This is a genomic window from Frankia sp. AiPa1, from assembly GCF_023243075.1.
GTDB lineage: Bacteria > Actinomycetota > Actinomycetes > Frankiales > Frankiaceae > Frankia.
This window is the reverse complement of sequence record NZ_JALKFZ020000142.1, coordinates 63,279-79,699: the sequence shown is the minus strand read 5'-3', so window position 1 is coordinate 79,699 and position 16,421 is coordinate 63,279. Positions and strand designations below refer to the sequence as shown.

The 16,421-nt window shown below is 70.1% G+C and carries 13 protein-coding genes, 1 tRNA gene and 1 pseudogene; 7 read left to right on the top strand and 8 right to left on the bottom strand.

The window, feature by feature from the left end; all coding sequences use genetic code 11:
* The first annotated feature begins 62 nt into the window (after window positions 1-62).
* The 4 genes and pseudogenes from MXD95_RS16095 to MXD95_RS16080 all read left to right on the top strand — a co-directional run bounded on the left by MXD95_RS16095 (window position 63) and on the right by MXD95_RS16080 (window position 4,425).
* A complete protein-coding gene (locus MXD95_RS16095; RefSeq protein ID WP_250641436.1) occupies window positions 63-488 on the top strand; it encodes an organic hydroperoxide resistance protein in 426 nt (141 codons plus the stop codon).
* Between the two features lie 336 nt (window positions 489-824).
* Window positions 825-2,135: pseudogene (locus MXD95_RS16090) on the top strand (glycosyltransferase family 4 protein); the annotation flags it as partial.
* A gap of 282 nt (window positions 2,136-2,417) precedes the next feature.
* Complete coding sequence (locus tag MXD95_RS16085; protein WP_250641435.1) at window positions 2,418-3,188, top strand: class I SAM-dependent methyltransferase; 771 nt, start codon at window positions 2,418-2,420, stop codon at window positions 3,186-3,188.
* Window positions 3,175-4,425 carry a prenyltransferase/squalene oxidase repeat-containing protein gene (locus MXD95_RS16080; RefSeq protein ID WP_250641434.1) on the top strand — a complete coding sequence of 417 codons (1,251 nt, stop codon included), beginning with the start codon at window positions 3,175-3,177 and terminating at the stop codon, window positions 4,423-4,425. The genes MXD95_RS16085 and MXD95_RS16080 overlap by 14 nt, the downstream gene beginning before the upstream one ends.
* On the opposite strand, the gene MXD95_RS16075 is transcribed toward MXD95_RS16080, so the two are convergent.
* Together MXD95_RS16075 and def are read right to left on the bottom strand one after the other, a co-directional pair.
* Entirely contained in the window at window positions 4,408-5,025 is a 618-nt protein-coding gene (locus MXD95_RS16075; RefSeq protein ID WP_250641433.1) for a class I SAM-dependent methyltransferase, read from the bottom strand. The two genes, MXD95_RS16080 and MXD95_RS16075, sit on opposite strands and share 18 nt — an antisense overlap.
* 183 nt (window positions 5,026-5,208) lie before the next feature.
* Window positions 5,209-5,889 (bottom strand): peptide deformylase, encoded by a 681-nt coding sequence (gene def, locus MXD95_RS16070; protein WP_250641432.1) that lies wholly within the window; start codon window positions 5,887-5,889, stop codon window positions 5,209-5,211.
* A gap of 170 nt (window positions 5,890-6,059) precedes the next feature.
* On the opposite strand from def, the gene MXD95_RS16065 reads away from it, so the two are divergent.
* Window positions 6,060-6,395, top strand: coding sequence for a hypothetical protein (locus tag MXD95_RS16065; RefSeq protein WP_250641431.1), 336 nt, complete (start codon window positions 6,060-6,062; stop codon window positions 6,393-6,395).
* A gap of 388 nt (window positions 6,396-6,783) precedes the next feature.
* Here the strand turns inward: MXD95_RS16065 and MXD95_RS16060 are convergent, their stop codons facing one another.
* Window positions 6,784-7,161, bottom strand: coding sequence for a roadblock/LC7 domain-containing protein (locus tag MXD95_RS16060; protein ID WP_250641430.1), 378 nt, complete (start codon window positions 7,159-7,161; stop codon window positions 6,784-6,786).
* A gap of 142 nt (window positions 7,162-7,303) precedes the next feature.
* On the bottom strand, window positions 7,304-7,669 hold the full coding sequence (locus MXD95_RS16055; protein ID WP_250641429.1) for a hypothetical protein: 366 nt from the start codon (window positions 7,667-7,669) through the stop codon (window positions 7,304-7,306).
* Window positions 7,670-7,809: 140 nt separating this feature from the next.
* Here MXD95_RS16055 and MXD95_RS16050 point away from each other — a divergent pair, with 140 nt between their 5' ends.
* On the top strand, window positions 7,810-9,021 hold the full coding sequence (locus MXD95_RS16050) for a hypothetical protein (protein ID WP_250641428.1): 1,212 nt from the start codon (window positions 7,810-7,812) through the stop codon (window positions 9,019-9,021).
* A gap of 611 nt (window positions 9,022-9,632) precedes the next feature.
* Here MXD95_RS16050 and MXD95_RS16045 read toward each other — a convergent pair.
* A tRNA-Ile gene (locus MXD95_RS16045) sits at window positions 9,633-9,706 on the bottom strand.
* Window positions 9,707-9,771: 65 nt separating this feature from the next.
* The gene (locus tag MXD95_RS16040; protein ID WP_250641427.1) at window positions 9,772-10,266 is read right to left on the bottom strand and encodes a DUF3566 domain-containing protein; all 495 of its coding nucleotides are present in this window, start codon (window positions 10,264-10,266) and stop codon (window positions 9,772-9,774) included.
* Between MXD95_RS16040 and MXD95_RS16035 the strand changes: the two genes are divergently transcribed.
* Window positions 10,256-11,176 (top strand): hypothetical protein, encoded by a 921-nt coding sequence (locus MXD95_RS16035; protein WP_250641426.1) that lies wholly within the window; start codon window positions 10,256-10,258, stop codon window positions 11,174-11,176. The two genes, MXD95_RS16040 and MXD95_RS16035, sit on opposite strands and share 11 nt — an antisense overlap.
* Before the next feature lie 627 nt (window positions 11,177-11,803).
* Here MXD95_RS16035 and gyrA read toward each other — a convergent pair.
* Window positions 11,804-14,308 (bottom strand): DNA gyrase subunit A, encoded by a 2,505-nt coding sequence (gene gyrA, locus MXD95_RS16030; RefSeq protein WP_250641502.1) that lies wholly within the window; start codon window positions 14,306-14,308, stop codon window positions 11,804-11,806.
* A gap of 81 nt (window positions 14,309-14,389) precedes the next feature.
* Entirely contained in the window at window positions 14,390-16,324 is a 1,935-nt protein-coding gene (gene gyrB, locus MXD95_RS16025) for a DNA topoisomerase (ATP-hydrolyzing) subunit B (RefSeq protein ID WP_250641425.1), read from the bottom strand.
* Between the last annotated feature and the right edge of the window lie 97 nt (window positions 16,325-16,421).

Below are 16,421 nucleotides of genomic sequence, written 5' to 3'. Positions count from 1 at the left end.
GCCGCCTGATCACCACGGCGCACGGCACCACGAGGCACCACGAGGCACACTTCGGAGGCGGCATGACCAGCACGCTCTACTCGGCGACCTCGACCGCCTGGGGCGGCCGCGAGGGACGGGTGGCGTCCAGCGACAACCGGCTCGACCTGCAGCTGTCCGTACCGAAGGGGATGGGCGGCGATGACGGTCCGGGCACGAACCCCGAGCAGCTGTTCGCGACCGGTTACGCCGCATGTTTCCACAGCGCACTGAGGGCCGTCGCGCGAGGCAAGAAGATCGACGTCAAGGATTCCGCCGTGTCGGTGACCGTCTCGATCGGCGCGGACGATGCCGGCGGCTTCGGCCTGAGCACGCGGATCGAGGCGCAGATTCCGGGCGTCGAGCGCGCCACCGCACAGGAGCTGCTCGCGGCCGCGCACGAGATGTGCCCGTACTCCCGCGCGACCAGGGGAAACGTGCCTTCCGAAGTCGTCCTCGTCGAGGACTGAGCCTCGAGGCCGGGCGACCTGTGGATAACCCGGCGGCGCGCCGCGGATGGTCCGCGTGGCCGAGGGTCGGGCCTGGATCGACCTCGGCGCGGACGCTCGGCCTGGGCCCACTGGGCTCAGTGGGCCGGTGGGCCGGTGGGCCGCGACAGACCGGCCCACCGGCCCAACAAATACCCACCGATCTTAGGTGTGTCGCTACCTATTAACACAGCGTGGCAAATCTGCCGCTACGCGATTCGCGTGAAGATCAACCAGGAATGTCCTAGTGTCACACAGGCAAGACCCCCTCAACGTCGAGGGACCAGGACATGGCCCGAACGGACGGAGGGTGCACACTTGCGGATCGCGTTGTTGTCGTACCGGAGCCTGCCCACCTGCGGTGGACAGGGGGTGTACGTCCGACATCTGTCCCGCGAACTGGTCGCCCTCGGCCATCACGTGCAGGTGGTCAGCGGACCGCCATACCCGGTGCTCGACCCTGGTGTCGGGCTGACCGAGCTGCCCAGCCTCGACCTCTACGGCGATGCGGAGCCGTTCCGCTGGGCGAAACCGTCGGAGCTGCGCTCCGTGCCCGATCTCGTCGAGTTCGGGATGATGCGCACCGGGCAGTTCTCCGAGCCCCTGTCGTTCAGCCTGCGGGCCTATCAGGCGCTGCGGCCCCGGGCGGCGGGTGGACGGCCACCGTTCGACATCGTGCATGACAACCAGGGACTCGGCTACGGCCTTGTGGCCCTGCGGGCCGCGCTGCGCCCGTACCGGATCCCCGTGGTGAGCACCGTGCACCATCCGATCACGGTGGACCGTCGGCTCAGCCTGGACGCCACGTCCGGCCTGCGGGCCCGGATCGGCCTGCGGCGCTGGTACTCGTTCCTGCCGATGCAGGCCCGGGTGGCACGCACCCTGGACGGGATCATCATCCCGTCGGAGAGCTCACGGCGCGGAATCATCGCCGACATGGGCCTGCCCTCGGAGTCCATGCACACGGTGCCCCTGGGGGTGGACGCCGACATCTTCACCCCCGCGCCCGCGGGCAGGGTCCCGGTCCCCGGGCGAATCGTGGTGGTGACCAGCGCCGACGTCCCGCTCAAGGGGCTGGGCGTGCTGCTGGAAGCGCTCGCCGCGCTACGCCGCGAGCGGCCCGGCGCCCATCTGGTCTGCGTCGGGAAGGTCCGCGAGGGTGGCCAGGCCCAGCGCCAGGTGACCGAACTGGGTCTCGTGGACGCGGTGACGTTCCGCTCCGGAGTGCCGGAGCCGGAGCTCGTCGACCTGCTGCGCTCCGCCGAGGTCGCGGTCGTCCCGTCGCTGTACGAGGGGTTCAGCCTGCCGGCGGTCGAGGAGCTGTCCTGCGGGATCCCGCTGGTCGCCACGACCGCCGGCGCGCTGCCCGAGGTCGCCGGCCCGGACGGCGAGGCGGCGCTGCTCGTCCCGCCGGGCGACCCGGTGGCGCTGGCCAAGGCGATCCGCCGCCTGCTCGACGACCCGGCCCTGCGGGCCCGGATGGGTGCCGCCGGGCGCCGCCGCGTGGAGGAACGGTTCTCCTGGCGAGCGGCGAGTGCCGCGACGGCGGCCTGGTATGCCGATCGGATCGCGTCGGTCGGGGGAACGCCCAGCACCCCGTACCCCGGTGCCGTCTGGTCGTGGGTCCCCCAGCCGTCCACCGGCGCCACGCTGCCCACCAAGGTGTCAGCGTCCGCGACCCCGGTGACCACCGGAGTCGCGGTGACCACCGGTGGGACCGCGACGGTGTCCAGTGCAGCCACGGTGACCACCGGTGGAAACTCCACGGTGTCCACAGGGCCCACGGTGCCCACCGGTGGGCCGCCGATCGCCATCACCACCGCGGTGCCCACCACGACAGTGCCCACGGGCGCCACCCCGTCGACGGCGGCGCTGCCCGGCTCGTCCACTCCGACCGGCTGACCGGCCGCCATGCTTACCGTTGACTTCGATCGTTTTCCCGTGCCCGAGGGCTGCCGGCTGCTCGACCTCGGCTGTGGCGGGGGGCGGCACACCTTCGAGGCGTTCCGGCGCGGCGCTGAGGTGGTCGCGCTCGACTACTCGTTCACCGACGTGAGCGCCGTCCGCGCGATGCTCGGCGCCTTGGCACTGGAGGGTGATGCTCCCCCGTCGGGACGCTCCGCCGCGGTACGCGGGGACGCACTGGCCCTGCCGTTCGCGGACGACACCTTCGACCGGGTCATCGCCGCGGAGATCCTCGAGCATCTGCCAGCCGACACGGCGGCGATGGCCGAGATCGCCCGGGTCGTGCGACCGGGTGGCTGGATCGCCGTCACCGTGCCCAACCGGCTCCCCGAGCAGGTGTGCTGGAGCCTGTCGTCGGCGTACCACTCGGTGCCTGGCGGGCACGTGCGTATCTATCGGCAGGCCGAACTGCGGGAGCGGCTGACGGCTGTCGGGCTGGAACCCGTCGACACGCACTTCGCCCACGCGTTGCACTCGCCGTACTGGTGGCTGCGTTGTCTCGTCGGTGTCCACAACGACGACCATCCGGCGACGCGGCTGTACCACCGGCTGCTGGTGTGGGACATGATGCGCAGCCCTCGCGTCACGCGGGTCGCCGAGCGGGCCCTCAACCCGGTGCTCGGCAAGAGCGTGGTGCTGTACCTGCGCAAGCCCCTGGCCCCGCCGAGCCACCCCCCGACCTCATCGACACAGGAGGCGACCCGTGCGGCCCGTTGAGCCTGCTCCGGTGCTGGATTCCGAGGCGCTCACCGCGACCGCGAAGGCGATCGCCGCGGTCCAGGAACCGGATGGCGCGATCCCCTGGTACCCGGGCGGGCACACCGACGCCTGGGATCATCTGGAGTGTGCGATGGCGCTCGACCTGCACGGTCAGGTCGATGCCGCCGACGCCGCCTGGGGCTGGCTGCGCCGCAACCAGCGAGCCGACGGGTCCTGGGCGACGAGCTACATCGGCGGTGCCGTCCGCGAGGACTTCGTCGACAGCAACCAGTGCGCCTATGTCGCCGCGGCCGCTCTGCACCGCTGGATGATCTACCGTGACGAGGTCTTCCTCGCCGAGATCTGGCCGGTGGTGCGTCGCGCCCTCGACTTCGTCGTGAATCTGCAGGCGCCGAGCGGCCAGGTCTGGTGGGCACGATCCACCGACGGTGCCCACTACCCCGAGGCACTGGTCACCGGCTGCGCCAGCACCCTGCACAGCCTGCGGTGCGGGATCGCGCTGGCCGCGGTCGTCGACAGCACCCTGGCCGACGGCGCGCTCGCCAGCACAGTGGTGCCGCGGTGGGCACGGGCCGTCGGCGCTCTGCACCATGCCCTGGTCGCCCATCCCGAGTACTTCGTGTCGAAGGACCGCTGGTCGATGGACTGGTACTACCCGGTCCTCGGTGGGGCGCTGCGCGGCTCCACCGGTCGAGCCCGCCTTGCCTCCCGCTGGGAGACCTTCGTCGTCGACGGCCTCGGTGCACGGTGCGTGTCCGACGAACCCTGGGTGACCGGCGCCGAGACCTGCGAGCTGGCGATCGCCCTGCATATGGTGGGCGAGACGGAGGCGGCGACCCGGCTGGTCGCCGACATGCAGCGGCTGCGCCATGAGGGCGGCGGGTACTGGACGGGCTGGCAGTTCGCCGACCAGGTGTTCTGGCCGGTGGAGCAGTCCACCTGGACCGGGGCGGCGGTGATCCTCGCGGTCGACGCACTGGCCGGCGGGGTCACGGACCGGCTGTTCCGCGGTGACGACCTGTCGATGGCCCTCTCCCTGCCGACGTCACCCGCCGTGGCCACGGCCGATCTGGCCGCCGCGGCCGGCCTGTCCGGGGCCGGCCACGCATCGGACGCTCTGTCCACGGGCGAGCTGTCCACAGGCGAGCTGTCCGCGGCCGGCCTGCTGGCAACCGACCTGCCGGCTCTGGGGCTCGTCGGGGCGTGCGGCTGCCCGTCAGTCGACGCGGCGTAGCACCCGCAACGAGCCGGTCACCGACTCCTCCCGAAATCCCTCGTCCAGGGCGCGTAGCAACACGTGGTACGGGGCCTGGCCGCCGTCGGCCGGGTCGGGGAACACATCGTGGATGAGCAGCGCCCCGCCGGGGGCGACATGCCCGGCCCACGCCTCGTAGTCGGCCTGGGCCTGCGCCTCGGTGTGCCCGCCGTCGAGGAACAGCAGCCCGACCGGCGTGGTCCACCACCGTCCGACCTGCTCGGAACGGCCGATGACCGCCGTCACGACGTCTTCGACGTGGGCGTTCTCCAGGGTCCGGCGCAGGTACGGCAAGGTGTCCATCCGGCCGGTGCGGGGGTCGACCAGCGAGCTGTCGTGGTACTCCCAACCCGGCTGGTTCTCCTCCGAGCCCCGATGATGGTCAACGGTGACCACCCTGGCACTGGCGGTCCGCGCGCCCGCCGCCAGGTACAGGGTGGACTTGCCGCAGTAGGTGCCGACCTCGAGGATCAGGCCACCGGCCGGTACTCCGGCGGCGGCCTTGTACAAGCTCGCCCCTTCGTCGGGAGGCATGAACCCCGTTGCCGCCTCGGCCAGCTCCCGCAACGCCGCGTCCACGGCACACTCCCCTTCGTCGCCCGCGCATCATCCGCGCATCCGCCCGCCACTACCACCCGGGCCAGGACCGCCACCCGGAGTGGGACCGCCGCTCAGGACAGGGCCGCCTTCCCCGACTGCCCGCCGCCCGGAACACCATCCGTCGCCCGGCCTGCCGAGCCCGGCAGGGGCGACGGTTCCAACCTAGCCGGCTGACTGGCGGGCCGCCCCAAGCTCGGCGCGGCGGGCGAAAACCTCCTCCTGGCGCTCCTCCATCTCCTTGAGTGCCTTGCGCCGGCCCCGGCTGGACAGCCGGTCGATGTAGAGGTTGCCGCCGAGATGGTCGGTCTCGTGCTGCAGGCAGCGGGCGAAGTAGCCGGTGCCCTCCAGCCGCAGCGGCGCGCCGTTCTGGTCCTGGCCGCGCACGGCGGCGCGTTCCAGCCGGGCGACCTCCATGGTGGCACCTGGCACCGACAGACAGCCCTCGTCGCCCTTGTCCAAGCGCCGCTGCGCGGGGTCGGGCTCCTCCAGGACGGGGTTGGCGATGTGGCCCACATGGCGGACACCGTCGTCGTCCGTGCAGTCGTAGACGAACAGGGCGGCATCCACGTCGATCTGGTTCGCGGCCAGCCCCACGCCCTCGGCGACGTACATGGAGGCGAACATGTCGTCGATGAGCGAGGCGAGCTCGGGGGTGGCGAACTCGGTGACCGGGCGGCAAGGGCGGTGCAGGATCGGTTCGCCGACGACAGTGATCCGCCGGACGTTTCCCCGCGCCGCCTGAGGCGCGTACGCCGGATAGCTGTCCACCGGCTCTCCCATCACTCGGACCCGCAGGTCACGCTGCTCGTTCAGCGCGTTCGTCCGTCCGGTGCGCGAGGCCATGGCGAGCTTCTCCTTTCATCCGACCGGCGGTCCGCGCCGACGGTCGACACCACCAGCACCGAGCCGGCCCGGCCGCCCGCGTGGCGGTCAGTTCGGGCCGCCACCGATCGATCCTTCGCCGTGCAGTGCTATGAGCTTGGCAGAACGCCGGACGGCAGGTGCGACGGCCCGTGATCGGTACGTCGGCCGCGCCGCACCTGTTCCCACCACGCCGCGAACTCCTGCTCCGCGCGTTGCTGCCTATCCTCGCGGCAAGGCCGGCACTGGGTGTCCTCGGCGGGACGCTGCCCACAGGTGGCACACATCGCGGGCACCGCACCCATCCGTGCTGTGCCACCGGCCTGCCGGACGCCGGCGGTCTGCTCCACTCCGCCAACCGCCTCCGCCCCCGCGGACTCCCCGCCGCCCACCGAATGCCCCGTGCCCGCCGCCTGTTCCGTGCCCGCCGCCTGCACCATCTCGGCGTGGGCTTCCTCGACGGTGCGCCGACAGGGACAGCTCACTGAGCCAAATGTGCATGTCACCCAAGGCGACAAACTTCCCGATCCATGATGATGTGACCACTCATGGTCGCACAACGAACACGCCATCACCGGCTCATTCGATCACACGATCCGGTCCGCCGCATCGCCCGAACAGGTCAGACACGGCCACCCCGATTCGGGAATGGCCTCGTCCCCCACCGTCCCCACCAGCGCATATCCGCAGACCAGCCGGAGTTATCCACAGGCTCGCCACGGTGCCCATCCGCGGGCCCGACTCCGACCATCCGCGCCGAGCCCGGCCCTGCCCCTCGGGTACGCACCCGACAGCGTCAACGATGCTGGTGGCGCCGAGCCGCGCTGGCGGTGCCACGCGGCGCGCAGCCAGCCCACCAGGACATCCGCGAGGAACTCAGGCCGCGAAAACCTCGCCGATGCGGTTCACAGCCTCCCGCGAACACAGATGCAGACGCTCGAGGTCCAGACCCTCGTCGCCGAGGACGACCAGCAGTCTGGTCATGCCGACGGCGTAGACGACGACGTGGCCGCCCTCGCAGCGAACGACCACCTCGCGTAGCGAGCCCAGCCCGACCTCCTGGCTGGTCGACCGGCCGAGGCCCAGTGCGGCGGCCGCCATCGCGGCGACCACTTCCGCCCGCACCCCCTCCGTGTCCGTGCAGAACAGCAGGCCGTCGGCAGCCGCCACGACGGTTCCGGTCACGCCGCAGACATGCTCGCGCAGGCTGCGTAGCTCGGCCAATACCGAATCGGAGATCGTGCTGGTGGCCATCGAGGCTCCTTCCATGCACCCGGCCAGGTCCTGTGGATAACCGGGTACGCCCAGGCATACCGCAACCGTCGGGTAGATCGACAACTGATCACGCGCCATGGCTGACCAGGTATTGCCAAACCGCCCAGATGGGCGGGATCGCTCACAGGTCAAGTGCGCGGGCGACGAGTCGCAGGCTGTGCCGGGCTAGCGCGAGGTTCGCCCGCGACCGATCCAGTACCAGGTAGAGGAAAAGCGTGCCTTCGGCCTGATCCAGCAGCCGGATGAGGTGATACTGCCGGTCGAGGGTGATGAGAATATCCTCAATCCCCTCCTTGATTCCCAGCACATCGAGGGTGCGGATTTTTGCCCGCACCAGCTCGGTGTTGCCCGCCGATGCCACCTCCAGGTCGAATTCCCGACCTCCGCCGCCGGAACCAAGCATCATTCCGCTCTCACCGTCGACGAGTGAGACACCGATCGCGCCGTCGACCCGCATTGCTTCTTTGAGGGCGGTCTCGATGTCCATGCTGCTCTCCTCAACCCGATGACCGGATGGCGCAGTTCCGTCGCCAGGCTCCCGATAATCCGACCCAGACCGCCGGCATATCGTGTGGACAGAGCGACCATACCTTTGCCGATACGAACTGTGACACCGGGGATATCACCATGGCCAATGAGACGGACATCATGCGGGGCCGTATCGCCTCGACCGACGAGCCCCCTCGAGCAGAGGTCAGCCACCTCTCGTCCATCCCGAACATCAGCACCGGCATGACGACCATGGCCGCGGGATCGGGCATCGGCTCCGACTCGAACGACGGCTCCGACTCGAACGACGCGCTCGAACCTGGCGATGCCGTCGGACCGTCCGGCGCGGACGGTCTGTTGGCCGAACTGGTCGCGTGTGCCGACGTCGCCTTCACCGGCAGCCTGCGGGTTCGCGGAGAGGCACCCGGACGGGTGACCCTCCAAGATGGACTGATCATCGAAGCCGTCACGTCCGCCGCGCCCGGCCCGCAGACCCTGCTGCTGCGCTCCGGCCGGGTGACCGAACGGGCGTGGACGGCCGCCCACGCCGCCGCGGCGCCCGCTGGCCGACTGCCGGATGTGCTGGTCGAACGTGGTCTGATGGGGCGTGCCGGGGTGCAGGTCCTCGCCCGCACCGCGGTGATGGACGCGCTGTTCGCCCTGGCCGGACCGGCACCCGTCGAGATCGCCCGGGTCCCGGCGGGTCGTCTGTCCGAGCTGCCCGCACCACCGTTGCTGCCCGCGCAGCCGGCGATCGAGGTCGGCTGGGCCGTGCGGGAGACGCGTCGGCTGCTGGCCGCCGCCGACCGGTGGCGCGCCGACCTGGGCCTGACCGCACAGACCCGCCCGCGGCCCGCGCCCGAACCCGGCCAGATGCCGTCGGCGGCAGCCCATATCACCCTGCTCGCCCGAGTGAACACGCGTCGGACCAGCCGCGACCTCGCTTTCGCCGTGGGTCGTGGGCTCTACCCCGTCCTGGCCGATCTGGCGTATCTCACCCGAGCCGGTTGGATCGTTCTGACACCCCCTTGGGAACAGCCCCCCACCATCACTCCCCGGCAGGCGGCCCGGCCAGCAGGAATAGAACCCAGACCGCAGGACGCGCCGCTATCTGCCGCTCCAGAAGGACCCGGTCCACGCCCTTACGGGGACCGCTTCCGTCGAATTCCCCCGATGACCTCCGAAGAAGTCAATACGCATGACAACCCTTGTGACGCCGACAGAGATGGCACCGCCGCCGAGGCCGGTACACCACGACGCCGATACGACCTCCTGGTCGACAGCCCGCTGCCCCGCCGGGCCGTTCTGTCCGATTCCAGTCGGTTCTCCAGAGATCTTCGCAGCCACTGACCGAGCCACCGAATGCCCGCAGCTATCCAGCCATCCACCGCAAGAGTGCGACCCGCCCGACGACCCAAGCACATTCAGCGCGCCCAAGCCGCCGCGGATGGACCCAAATCCCACCCTTGCTACGCCGTGCGATGGCCCGTCAGGCAAGATCCGGCTTCGCAGGTCGTCGTGGGGGGCAAATCGGACACAAACCTGCCCACAGCGACCTACTTGGATCTTTCCCACGATCTCACGACTACAGAGGGTAGCTTTCACCAAAGGATCTTGGTGCTGGTTCTGCGGCCGGCCGCTCCTGTCTGTGGACGTCCGCCGGCTTGGCTACACCGTTGGCTACAGGCGTCCGGCCGGTGGCCGCTGGCCAGCGGCTCCCGTGTTTGTTACTTGAGAGCGATCGTCTGATGTCGTACGGCGATGGTTTACGACGAGAAGGCGGACGACGCGGCCGGCCTCACTGACGAGGACGCCTGACCGCTTTGGCCACACCGCCAGCCCCATAACGATCTTAGGAGGCTGCCACGCCACATCCGGGGGCTCGGGGGGTCGTCCCCCCGACCAGCATCGCGGCTGCCGGGAAGGCGCCCAAAGGGCGACGAACAGCGGAATCCAGCGCGTGGACCTAGGTGGACTTGAACCACCGGCCTCTTCCTTATCAGGGAAGCGCTCTAACCGACTGAGCTATAGGTCCGGGCAACGACTGCAACCATACAGGATGGCGGTGCCGGCGTGGGTGCCGGCGCCGCCCCGTTTGCGCTATTGGTCGCTCAGGGTGATCTCGATGCCCCCGATCATCTCGGCGCAGAGGTTGTAGAGCAGGGCACCGAGGGTGGTCAGCGCGGTCATGAGGATCACATTGATCGCGCCGATGAGCAGGCTGATCTCCATGGCCCGGCCGAAGGACAGCCAGCCGCGCACATCGTGGGCGCTGCTGTCGGTCAGGGTGTCCGCCGCCTCGCTGACGCTGTCGAACACGCCGATCGAGTTCAGGACGAACCAGAGCACAGCGACGGCGACCAACAGGACGACGAAGACGCACAGCGAGAAGGCGAAGCTCAGGCGGGTCACCGTGATTGGGTTGACCTTGGTCAGCCGTAGCTTCGCCCGCCGGCCGGCCCCCGGTGGGCGGGCTCCGCCGGAACCGGGCCGGCCTGCGCCGGAGCCGCCTGAGCGCGTCGCCGTGGCAGATCGGTGGTCGTCGGGGTCGGTGTCGAACGGGTGGGCCAAGGCGTCCGGGGACGTGGTGGTCATCGGACTGCCGGGGCCGGCGGTGGCGGCGCTGCTACCGCGACCGGAAGCGGACGCGGTACCGACGCCAGGGCCGGCGCCGGAGGCCGTGCCGGAGCCGGATGGGGCACCGGACGTCGAGGTGCCTGCCGATGCCGGGGCGCTGATCGGCCGGTCGTATGCGGTCGTCGCAGCCGACGTCGCTGGGCGCCCTCGCGCTGGCGAGACCGGCCGGGCCCCATCGGGGGCGGCCCCCCGCGACGGTGTGCCGCGCGTGCTGTCGGGCTTCGTCGTACGACTCCTCGTCGTGGAGGGCGGACGGACCAGGGACATGGTGTCACCGTCCCGGTCCCTGGTCCGCTCGGCCGGGGGCTCGGTGCGGGCGCTGGGCAGGCCCGCGGCGGATCGGTCGATCCCGGAGGACGCTGTTCCGAAGGGCTTCGTCGGCGACGATACGGCGGCGGCATCGAGTTTGCGGGTAGCCGACGTCGGCGCCGAGCGCTGCGGCCCCGAGTTCGGGGATCCCGATACGGAGGGATCGGGGAAGGACGAGGCACGGCTGGACCCCGCCGGACCCCCGTCCGTCGTGCCGCTCGAGGGGGAGGCCGAAGACGAGGACGGCGGCGACACCCCGGGCGGGGTCCATGACGAGGCAGCCTTGGCCGTCCGCGGCTCGTCACCGCGTGAACCGCCCGTCCGCGAACCGCCCTGGTTTCCCGAGTTGCCGGATCCGCTCGATCCGCTGGAACTCCCGTCCACCATCGTAGCCTCGCCGTCCCCCTCGGCCATGCCTGATCGTGTGTCCCGGTCCTTCCCCAAGGACCGATCGCTACCCTTGGCCCGCTGCGCCCCGGCTGCGGCTCCAGCCGCGGTTCCGGCCGCGGCTTCAGCTCCGGCCGCACCGCCGGGAGCGTCCCGTCGTCGACCGGCCTGACCACTCGGAACGGATCGATCCTCCGGATCGTCCGGGCCCGGGTCGTCTGCCGCCGTCCGGCCCGGACGCTGGAAGAACGGGCTTGCGCTGAATGCCTCCGGGTTGCGGACAGCCCCGGACCCACCCGGTTGCGCTGCCCCCGAGCTGCCGGGACGATGCGAGCCCTCCGTGCCGTCGGAGCCGTCCGCCGGTACCGCCGGGGACGTCCCGGAGCCCCTGCTGACGGGCATCAGCATCGTCTCGTCATCACCGGCCCGACGAGGTCCGGTACCGCTGGAGCCGGCCGGACGAGGCCCGACGCCGGCCGGTCCGGCGCTATCCGCGCCATCCGCGCCATCGCGGGGCTCGCCGCCTGCCGCCCGGCGGGAGCGCTGCGGTGGCTGTGTCCCTGTCTCAGTGGCAGGAACAGTGCCGTGCTGGGCTGCCGGCCGGGCAGGCCGGTCGTCCTGACTGTCGCTCACGGACCCACTCCCGGTTCGCTTCTGGGCAACGCACGCCGCTCATGCGCGGCCCATGCCCGCTGGACCGCATCATCGCGACACCACATCCCCGAGGTGACGGGGCCGGCATCCCGACGCGGACCGCCGTCACCCGGCGCCGATCTCCACGGTCCGGGACTTGTGGGCCTCAGCCGTCCTGGGCCAGGGAACCGTCGCTGGTGTCGGTGTCCTCCACTTCAGCATTACGTGCCACCCCGACGACCTGCACACCGGATTCCAGATCGATGAGGCGCACGCCCATGGTCTGCCGCTGCGCCCGCCGGACGTCCTGGGCGACGGTGCGCAACACACCCCCGTTGGACGCGATCGCGTAGAGCTGGTCGTCCGGTTCGACGACCAGCGCGCCGACCAGGCCGCCACGGGTTGAGACGATCTTAGCGGTGAGCACGCCCTTGCCGCCGCGGCCCTGCACCGGGTACTCGGCCAGCGGCGTCCGCTTGGCGTAGCCGCCGGAGGTGGCCACCAGCAGGTCGGCGGTGGTGCCGGGAACGACGACATCCATGGACAGCAGCTCGTCCTCGGCGTCGAAGCGCATGCCGATCACGCCGGAGGTGGCCCGGCCCATGGGCCGCAGCTGTTCGTCGTCGGCGTGGAAGCGGATCGACTGGGCGTTGCGGCTGACCAGCAGCAGATCGTCGCCGGGGGCGACCAGACGGGCGGAGATCAACTCGTCGTCGTCGCGCAGGTTGATGGCGACCAGGCCGCCGGACCGGTTGGAGTCGAAGTCGCGCAGCGAGGTCTTCTTGCACAGGCCGCGTTTGGTGGCGAGCACCAGGTACGGCGCGGCGTCGTAGTCCTCGATCGCCATGACCTCGGCGATCCGCTCGTCCTGGCCGAAGGCGAGGATGTTCGCGACGTGCTGCCCCTTGGCCGAACGGGCCTGCTCGGGCAGCTCGTGTGCCTTCGCCCGGTACACCCGTCCCTTGTTCGTGAAGAACAGCAGCCAGTGGTGGGTGGTGGTGACGAAGAAGTGCTCGACGATGTCGTCCTCGCGCAGGGCGGCGCCCTGCACGCCCTTGCCGCCACGGCGCTGCGAGCGGTACAGGTCGGTCTTGGTGCGCTTGGCGTAGCCGCCGCGGGTGACGGTGACGACGATGTCCTCGCGGGCGATGAGGTCCTCGATGGACATGTCGCCTTCGAAGGGCACCAGCCGGGTGCGTCGCTCGTCGCCGAACTTCTCGACGATCTCGGCGAGCTCCTCGCCGATGATCTCCCGCTGCCGGGCCGTGGAGGCCAGGATCGCCTCGAGCTCGGAGATCCGAGCCCGCAGCTCCGCGGCCTCGTCGATGATCCGTTGCCGTTCGAGGGCGGCCAGGCGGCGCAGCTGCATGTCCAGGATCGCGGTGGCCTGGATCTCGGAGAGCGTGAAGCGCTCCATCAGCTGTCCGCGGGCGGCATCCGCCGACTCCGCGTTGCGGATGAGGGCGATGACCTCGTCCAGATGATCGAGCGCGATGAGCAGACCGTCGAGGACGTGCAGCCGCTCGCGGGCCTTGCGCAGCTGGTAGCGGGTGCGGCGGACGATGACGTCCACCTGGTGTTCGACGTAGTAGCGGACCATCTGGTCCAGGCGCAGCGTGCGCGGCACCCCGTCGACGATCGCCAGCATGTTGACGCCGAAGGTGTCCTGCAGCTGGGTGTGCTTGTACAGGTTGTTCAGCACGACCTTGGCGACGGCGTCCCGCTTGAGGTCGATGACCAGCCGCTGGCCGATGCGGGCCGAGGTCTCGTCCCGGACGTCCGCGATGCCGGTGACCTTGTTGTCGCGGACCAGCTCGGCGATCTTCTCGGCGAGGTTGTCCGGGTTGACCTGATAGGGCAGCTCGGTGACGACGAGCTGGGTGCGGCCCTTGTTCTCCTCGACGTTGACCACGGCACGCATCCGGATGCTGCCGCGGCCGGTGCGGTAGGCATCCTCGATGCCGCTGCGCCCGACGACGAGACCGTGGGTGGGGAAGTCCGGGCCCTTGATCAGGCCGATGAGCGCCTCGAGCAGCTCTTCGTCACTGGCGTCCGGGTGGTCGAGCGCCCACCGCACGCCGCTGGCGACCTCGCGCAGGTTGTGCGGCGGGATGTTCGTCGCCATCCCGACCGCGATGCCGCCCGCGCCGTTGACCAGCAGGTTCGGGAAGCGGCTGGGCAGCACCAGCGGTTCCTGGGAACGGCCGTCGTAGTTGGGCGCGAAGTCGACGGTCTCCTGGTCGATGTCGCGCAGCATCTCCATGGCCAACGCGGCCATGCGAGCCTCGGTGTACCGCATGGCCGCGGGCGGGTCGTTGCCGGGGGAGCCGAAGTTGCCGTTACCGTCGACCAGCGGGTAGCGCAGCGACCAGCTCTGCGCGAGCCGGACGAGCGTGTCGTAGATCGCCGAGTCACCATGGGGGTGGTAGTTACCCATGACGTCCCCGACGACGCGGGAGCACTTGAAGTACCCGCGGTCGGGGCGGTAACCACCGTCGTACATGGCGTACAGGACCCGGCGGTGGACGGGCTTGAGCCCGTCCCGGATCTCGGGCAGCGCGCGCCCGACGATGACCGACATGGCGTAGTCGAGATACGACCGCTGCATCTCGACTTCGATGCCGATGGGTTCGATGCGGTCGCCGGGGGGCGGCGGTAGGACGTCGACCACGGGGTCCTTCCAGGGCAAGAGGGATCAGTCGTCAGGGTGCTCGCGGACGAGCCGCGGCGGGCTCGCGGGCGAGCCGGGCGGCTAGATGTCCAGGAAACGCACGTCCTTGGCGTTGCGCTGGATGAAGCTGCGACGGGCGTCGACATCCTCACCCATGAGCACCGAGAACAGCTCGTCGGCGACGGCCGCGTCGTCCAGGGTGATCTGCAACAGGATGCGTCGGTCCGGGTCCATGGTGGTGTCCCACAGCTCGGTCGCGTTCATCTCGCCGAGGCCCTTGAACCGCTGGATGGCGTCCTTGGGCAGCTTGCGCCCGGACTCCACCCCCTGCTGGAGCAGGCCGTCGCGCTCGCGGTCGGAGTAGGCGTACTCCCAGTCCTCCCGCCCCCATTTGATCTTGTAGAGCGGCGGCTGGGCGAGGAAGACGTGCCCCGCTTCCACCAGCGGGCGCATGAACCGGAACAGCAGCGTGAGCAGCAGGGTACGGATGTGCTGGCCGTCGACGTCGGCGTCGGCCATCAGCACGATCTTGTGATAGCGCAGCTTGCTGATGTCGAAGTCATCATGGATGCCGGTGCCCAGCGCCTGGATGAGCGCCTGGACCTCGGTGTTCTTCAGCACCCGGTCGATGCGTGCCTTCTCGACGTTGAGGATCTTCCCGCGCAGCGGAAGGATGGCCTGGAACTTCGAGTCCCGCCCGCCCTTGGCCGAGCCGCCCGCCGAGTCACCCTCGACGATGTACAGCTCGCAGCGCTCCGGGTCGGTGTACTGGCAGTCGGAGAGCTTGCCGGGCAGCCCCGTGCCGCCGAGCAGGCCCTTGCGCCGGGTCAGGTCACGGGCCTGGCGGGCGGCGATGCGGGCCCGCTGCGCGTCCAGTGCCTTGCTGACGATCGCCCGGGCCTCGGTCCGGTTGACCTCGAACCAGTCCTTGAGCGCGGAGTAGCACATCTCCTGGACGAACTTCTTCGCCTCGGTGTTGCCGAGCTTGGTCTTCGTCTGACCCTCGAACTGGGGCTGGGTGAGCTTCACCGAGATGATCGCGGTCAGGCCCTCACGGATGTCGTCGCCGGAGAGCCGCTCGTCGCCGCCGCGGGCGCCCGCCTTGACCGGCTTGAGCAGGTTCTGGTCCTTGGCGTAGGCGTTGACGGCGCTGGTGAGCGCCGCACGGAAGCCCTCCTCGTGGGTGCCGCCCTCATGCGTGTTGATCGCGTTGGCGAAGGTGTAGACCGACTCCGAGTAGCCGCCGTTCCACTGCATGGCGAGCTCGGCCTCGATGCCGGTGCCCTTCGACTCCAGCGAGATCACGCTGCGGTGGATGGTGTCCTTGGTGGCGTTCAGGTGCGCGACGAAGTCGACCAGGCCGTTGTCGTACTGGTAGGTGACCTCGACCCGCTCCTCGCCACGCTCGTCCGCCAGCGTGATCGACAGGCCTTTGTTGAGGAAGGCCATCTCCTGTAGGCGCCGGGTAAGCGTCTCGTACTTGTACTCGGTGGTCTCGAAGATCTCGGGGTCCGCCCAGAACGTGACCGAGGTGCCGGTCTTCTTCGACGGACCGGTCTTCACCAGCGGCTTCGCCGGGCGGCTGGCCACATACGGCTGGAACCAGACGTGGCCCTCCACCTGGATCTCCACGTCGAGCCGGGTGGACAGGGCGTTCACAACGCTGACGCCGACGCCGTGCAGGCCGCCGGAAACCGCGTACGACTTCCCGTCGAACTTGCCGCCCGCGTGCAGGGTGGTGAGCACCAGCTCGACCGTCGGCACCTTCTTCACCGGGTGCATGCCGACGGGAATGCCCCGACCGTTGTCGATGACGCGCACGCCACCGTCGGCGAGCAGAGTCACGGAGATCGTGTCGCAGTACCCGGCGAGCGCCTCGTCCACCGCGTTGTCCACCACCTCGTAGACGAGATGGTGGAGCCCGCGCTCCCCCGTGGAGCCGATGTACATACCCGGACGCTTACGGACCGCGTCGAGGCCTTCGAGAACCTTGATCGAACTAGCGTCGTAGGCCACGCGGTGGGTCCCCTCGCTCTGGACGGAAGTATCCACCAGTCTACCTGGCAACCCGTCATAGCGGACGCAGGGCGACCCCTCACGCAGACACAGCGCC

What these genes read in the sequence shown, in the direction of transcription:
- MXD95_RS16095 (WP_250641436.1), top strand. Translation starts at nt 63, where the DNA reads ATGACCAGCACGCTCTACTCGGCGACCTCGACCGCCTGGGGCGGCCGC.
- MXD95_RS16040 (WP_250641427.1), bottom strand. Translation starts at nt 10,266, where the DNA reads ATGACCACCACGTCCCCGGACGCCTTGGCCCACCCGTTCGACACCGAC.
- MXD95_RS16050 (WP_250641428.1), top strand. Translation starts at nt 7,810, where the DNA reads ATGGCCAATGAGACGGACATCATGCGGGGCCGTATCGCCTCGACCGAC.
- def (WP_250641432.1), bottom strand. Translation starts at nt 5,889, where the DNA reads ATGGCCTCGCGCACCGGACGGACGAACGCGCTGAACGAGCAGCGTGAC.
- MXD95_RS16085 (WP_250641435.1), top strand. Translation starts at nt 2,418, where the DNA reads ATGCTTACCGTTGACTTCGATCGTTTTCCCGTGCCCGAGGGCTGCCGG.
- MXD95_RS16060 (WP_250641430.1), bottom strand. Translation starts at nt 7,161, where the DNA reads ATGGCCACCAGCACGATCTCCGATTCGGTATTGGCCGAGCTACGCAGC.
- MXD95_RS16055 (WP_250641429.1), bottom strand. Translation starts at nt 7,669, where the DNA reads ATGGACATCGAGACCGCCCTCAAAGAAGCAATGCGGGTCGACGGCGCG.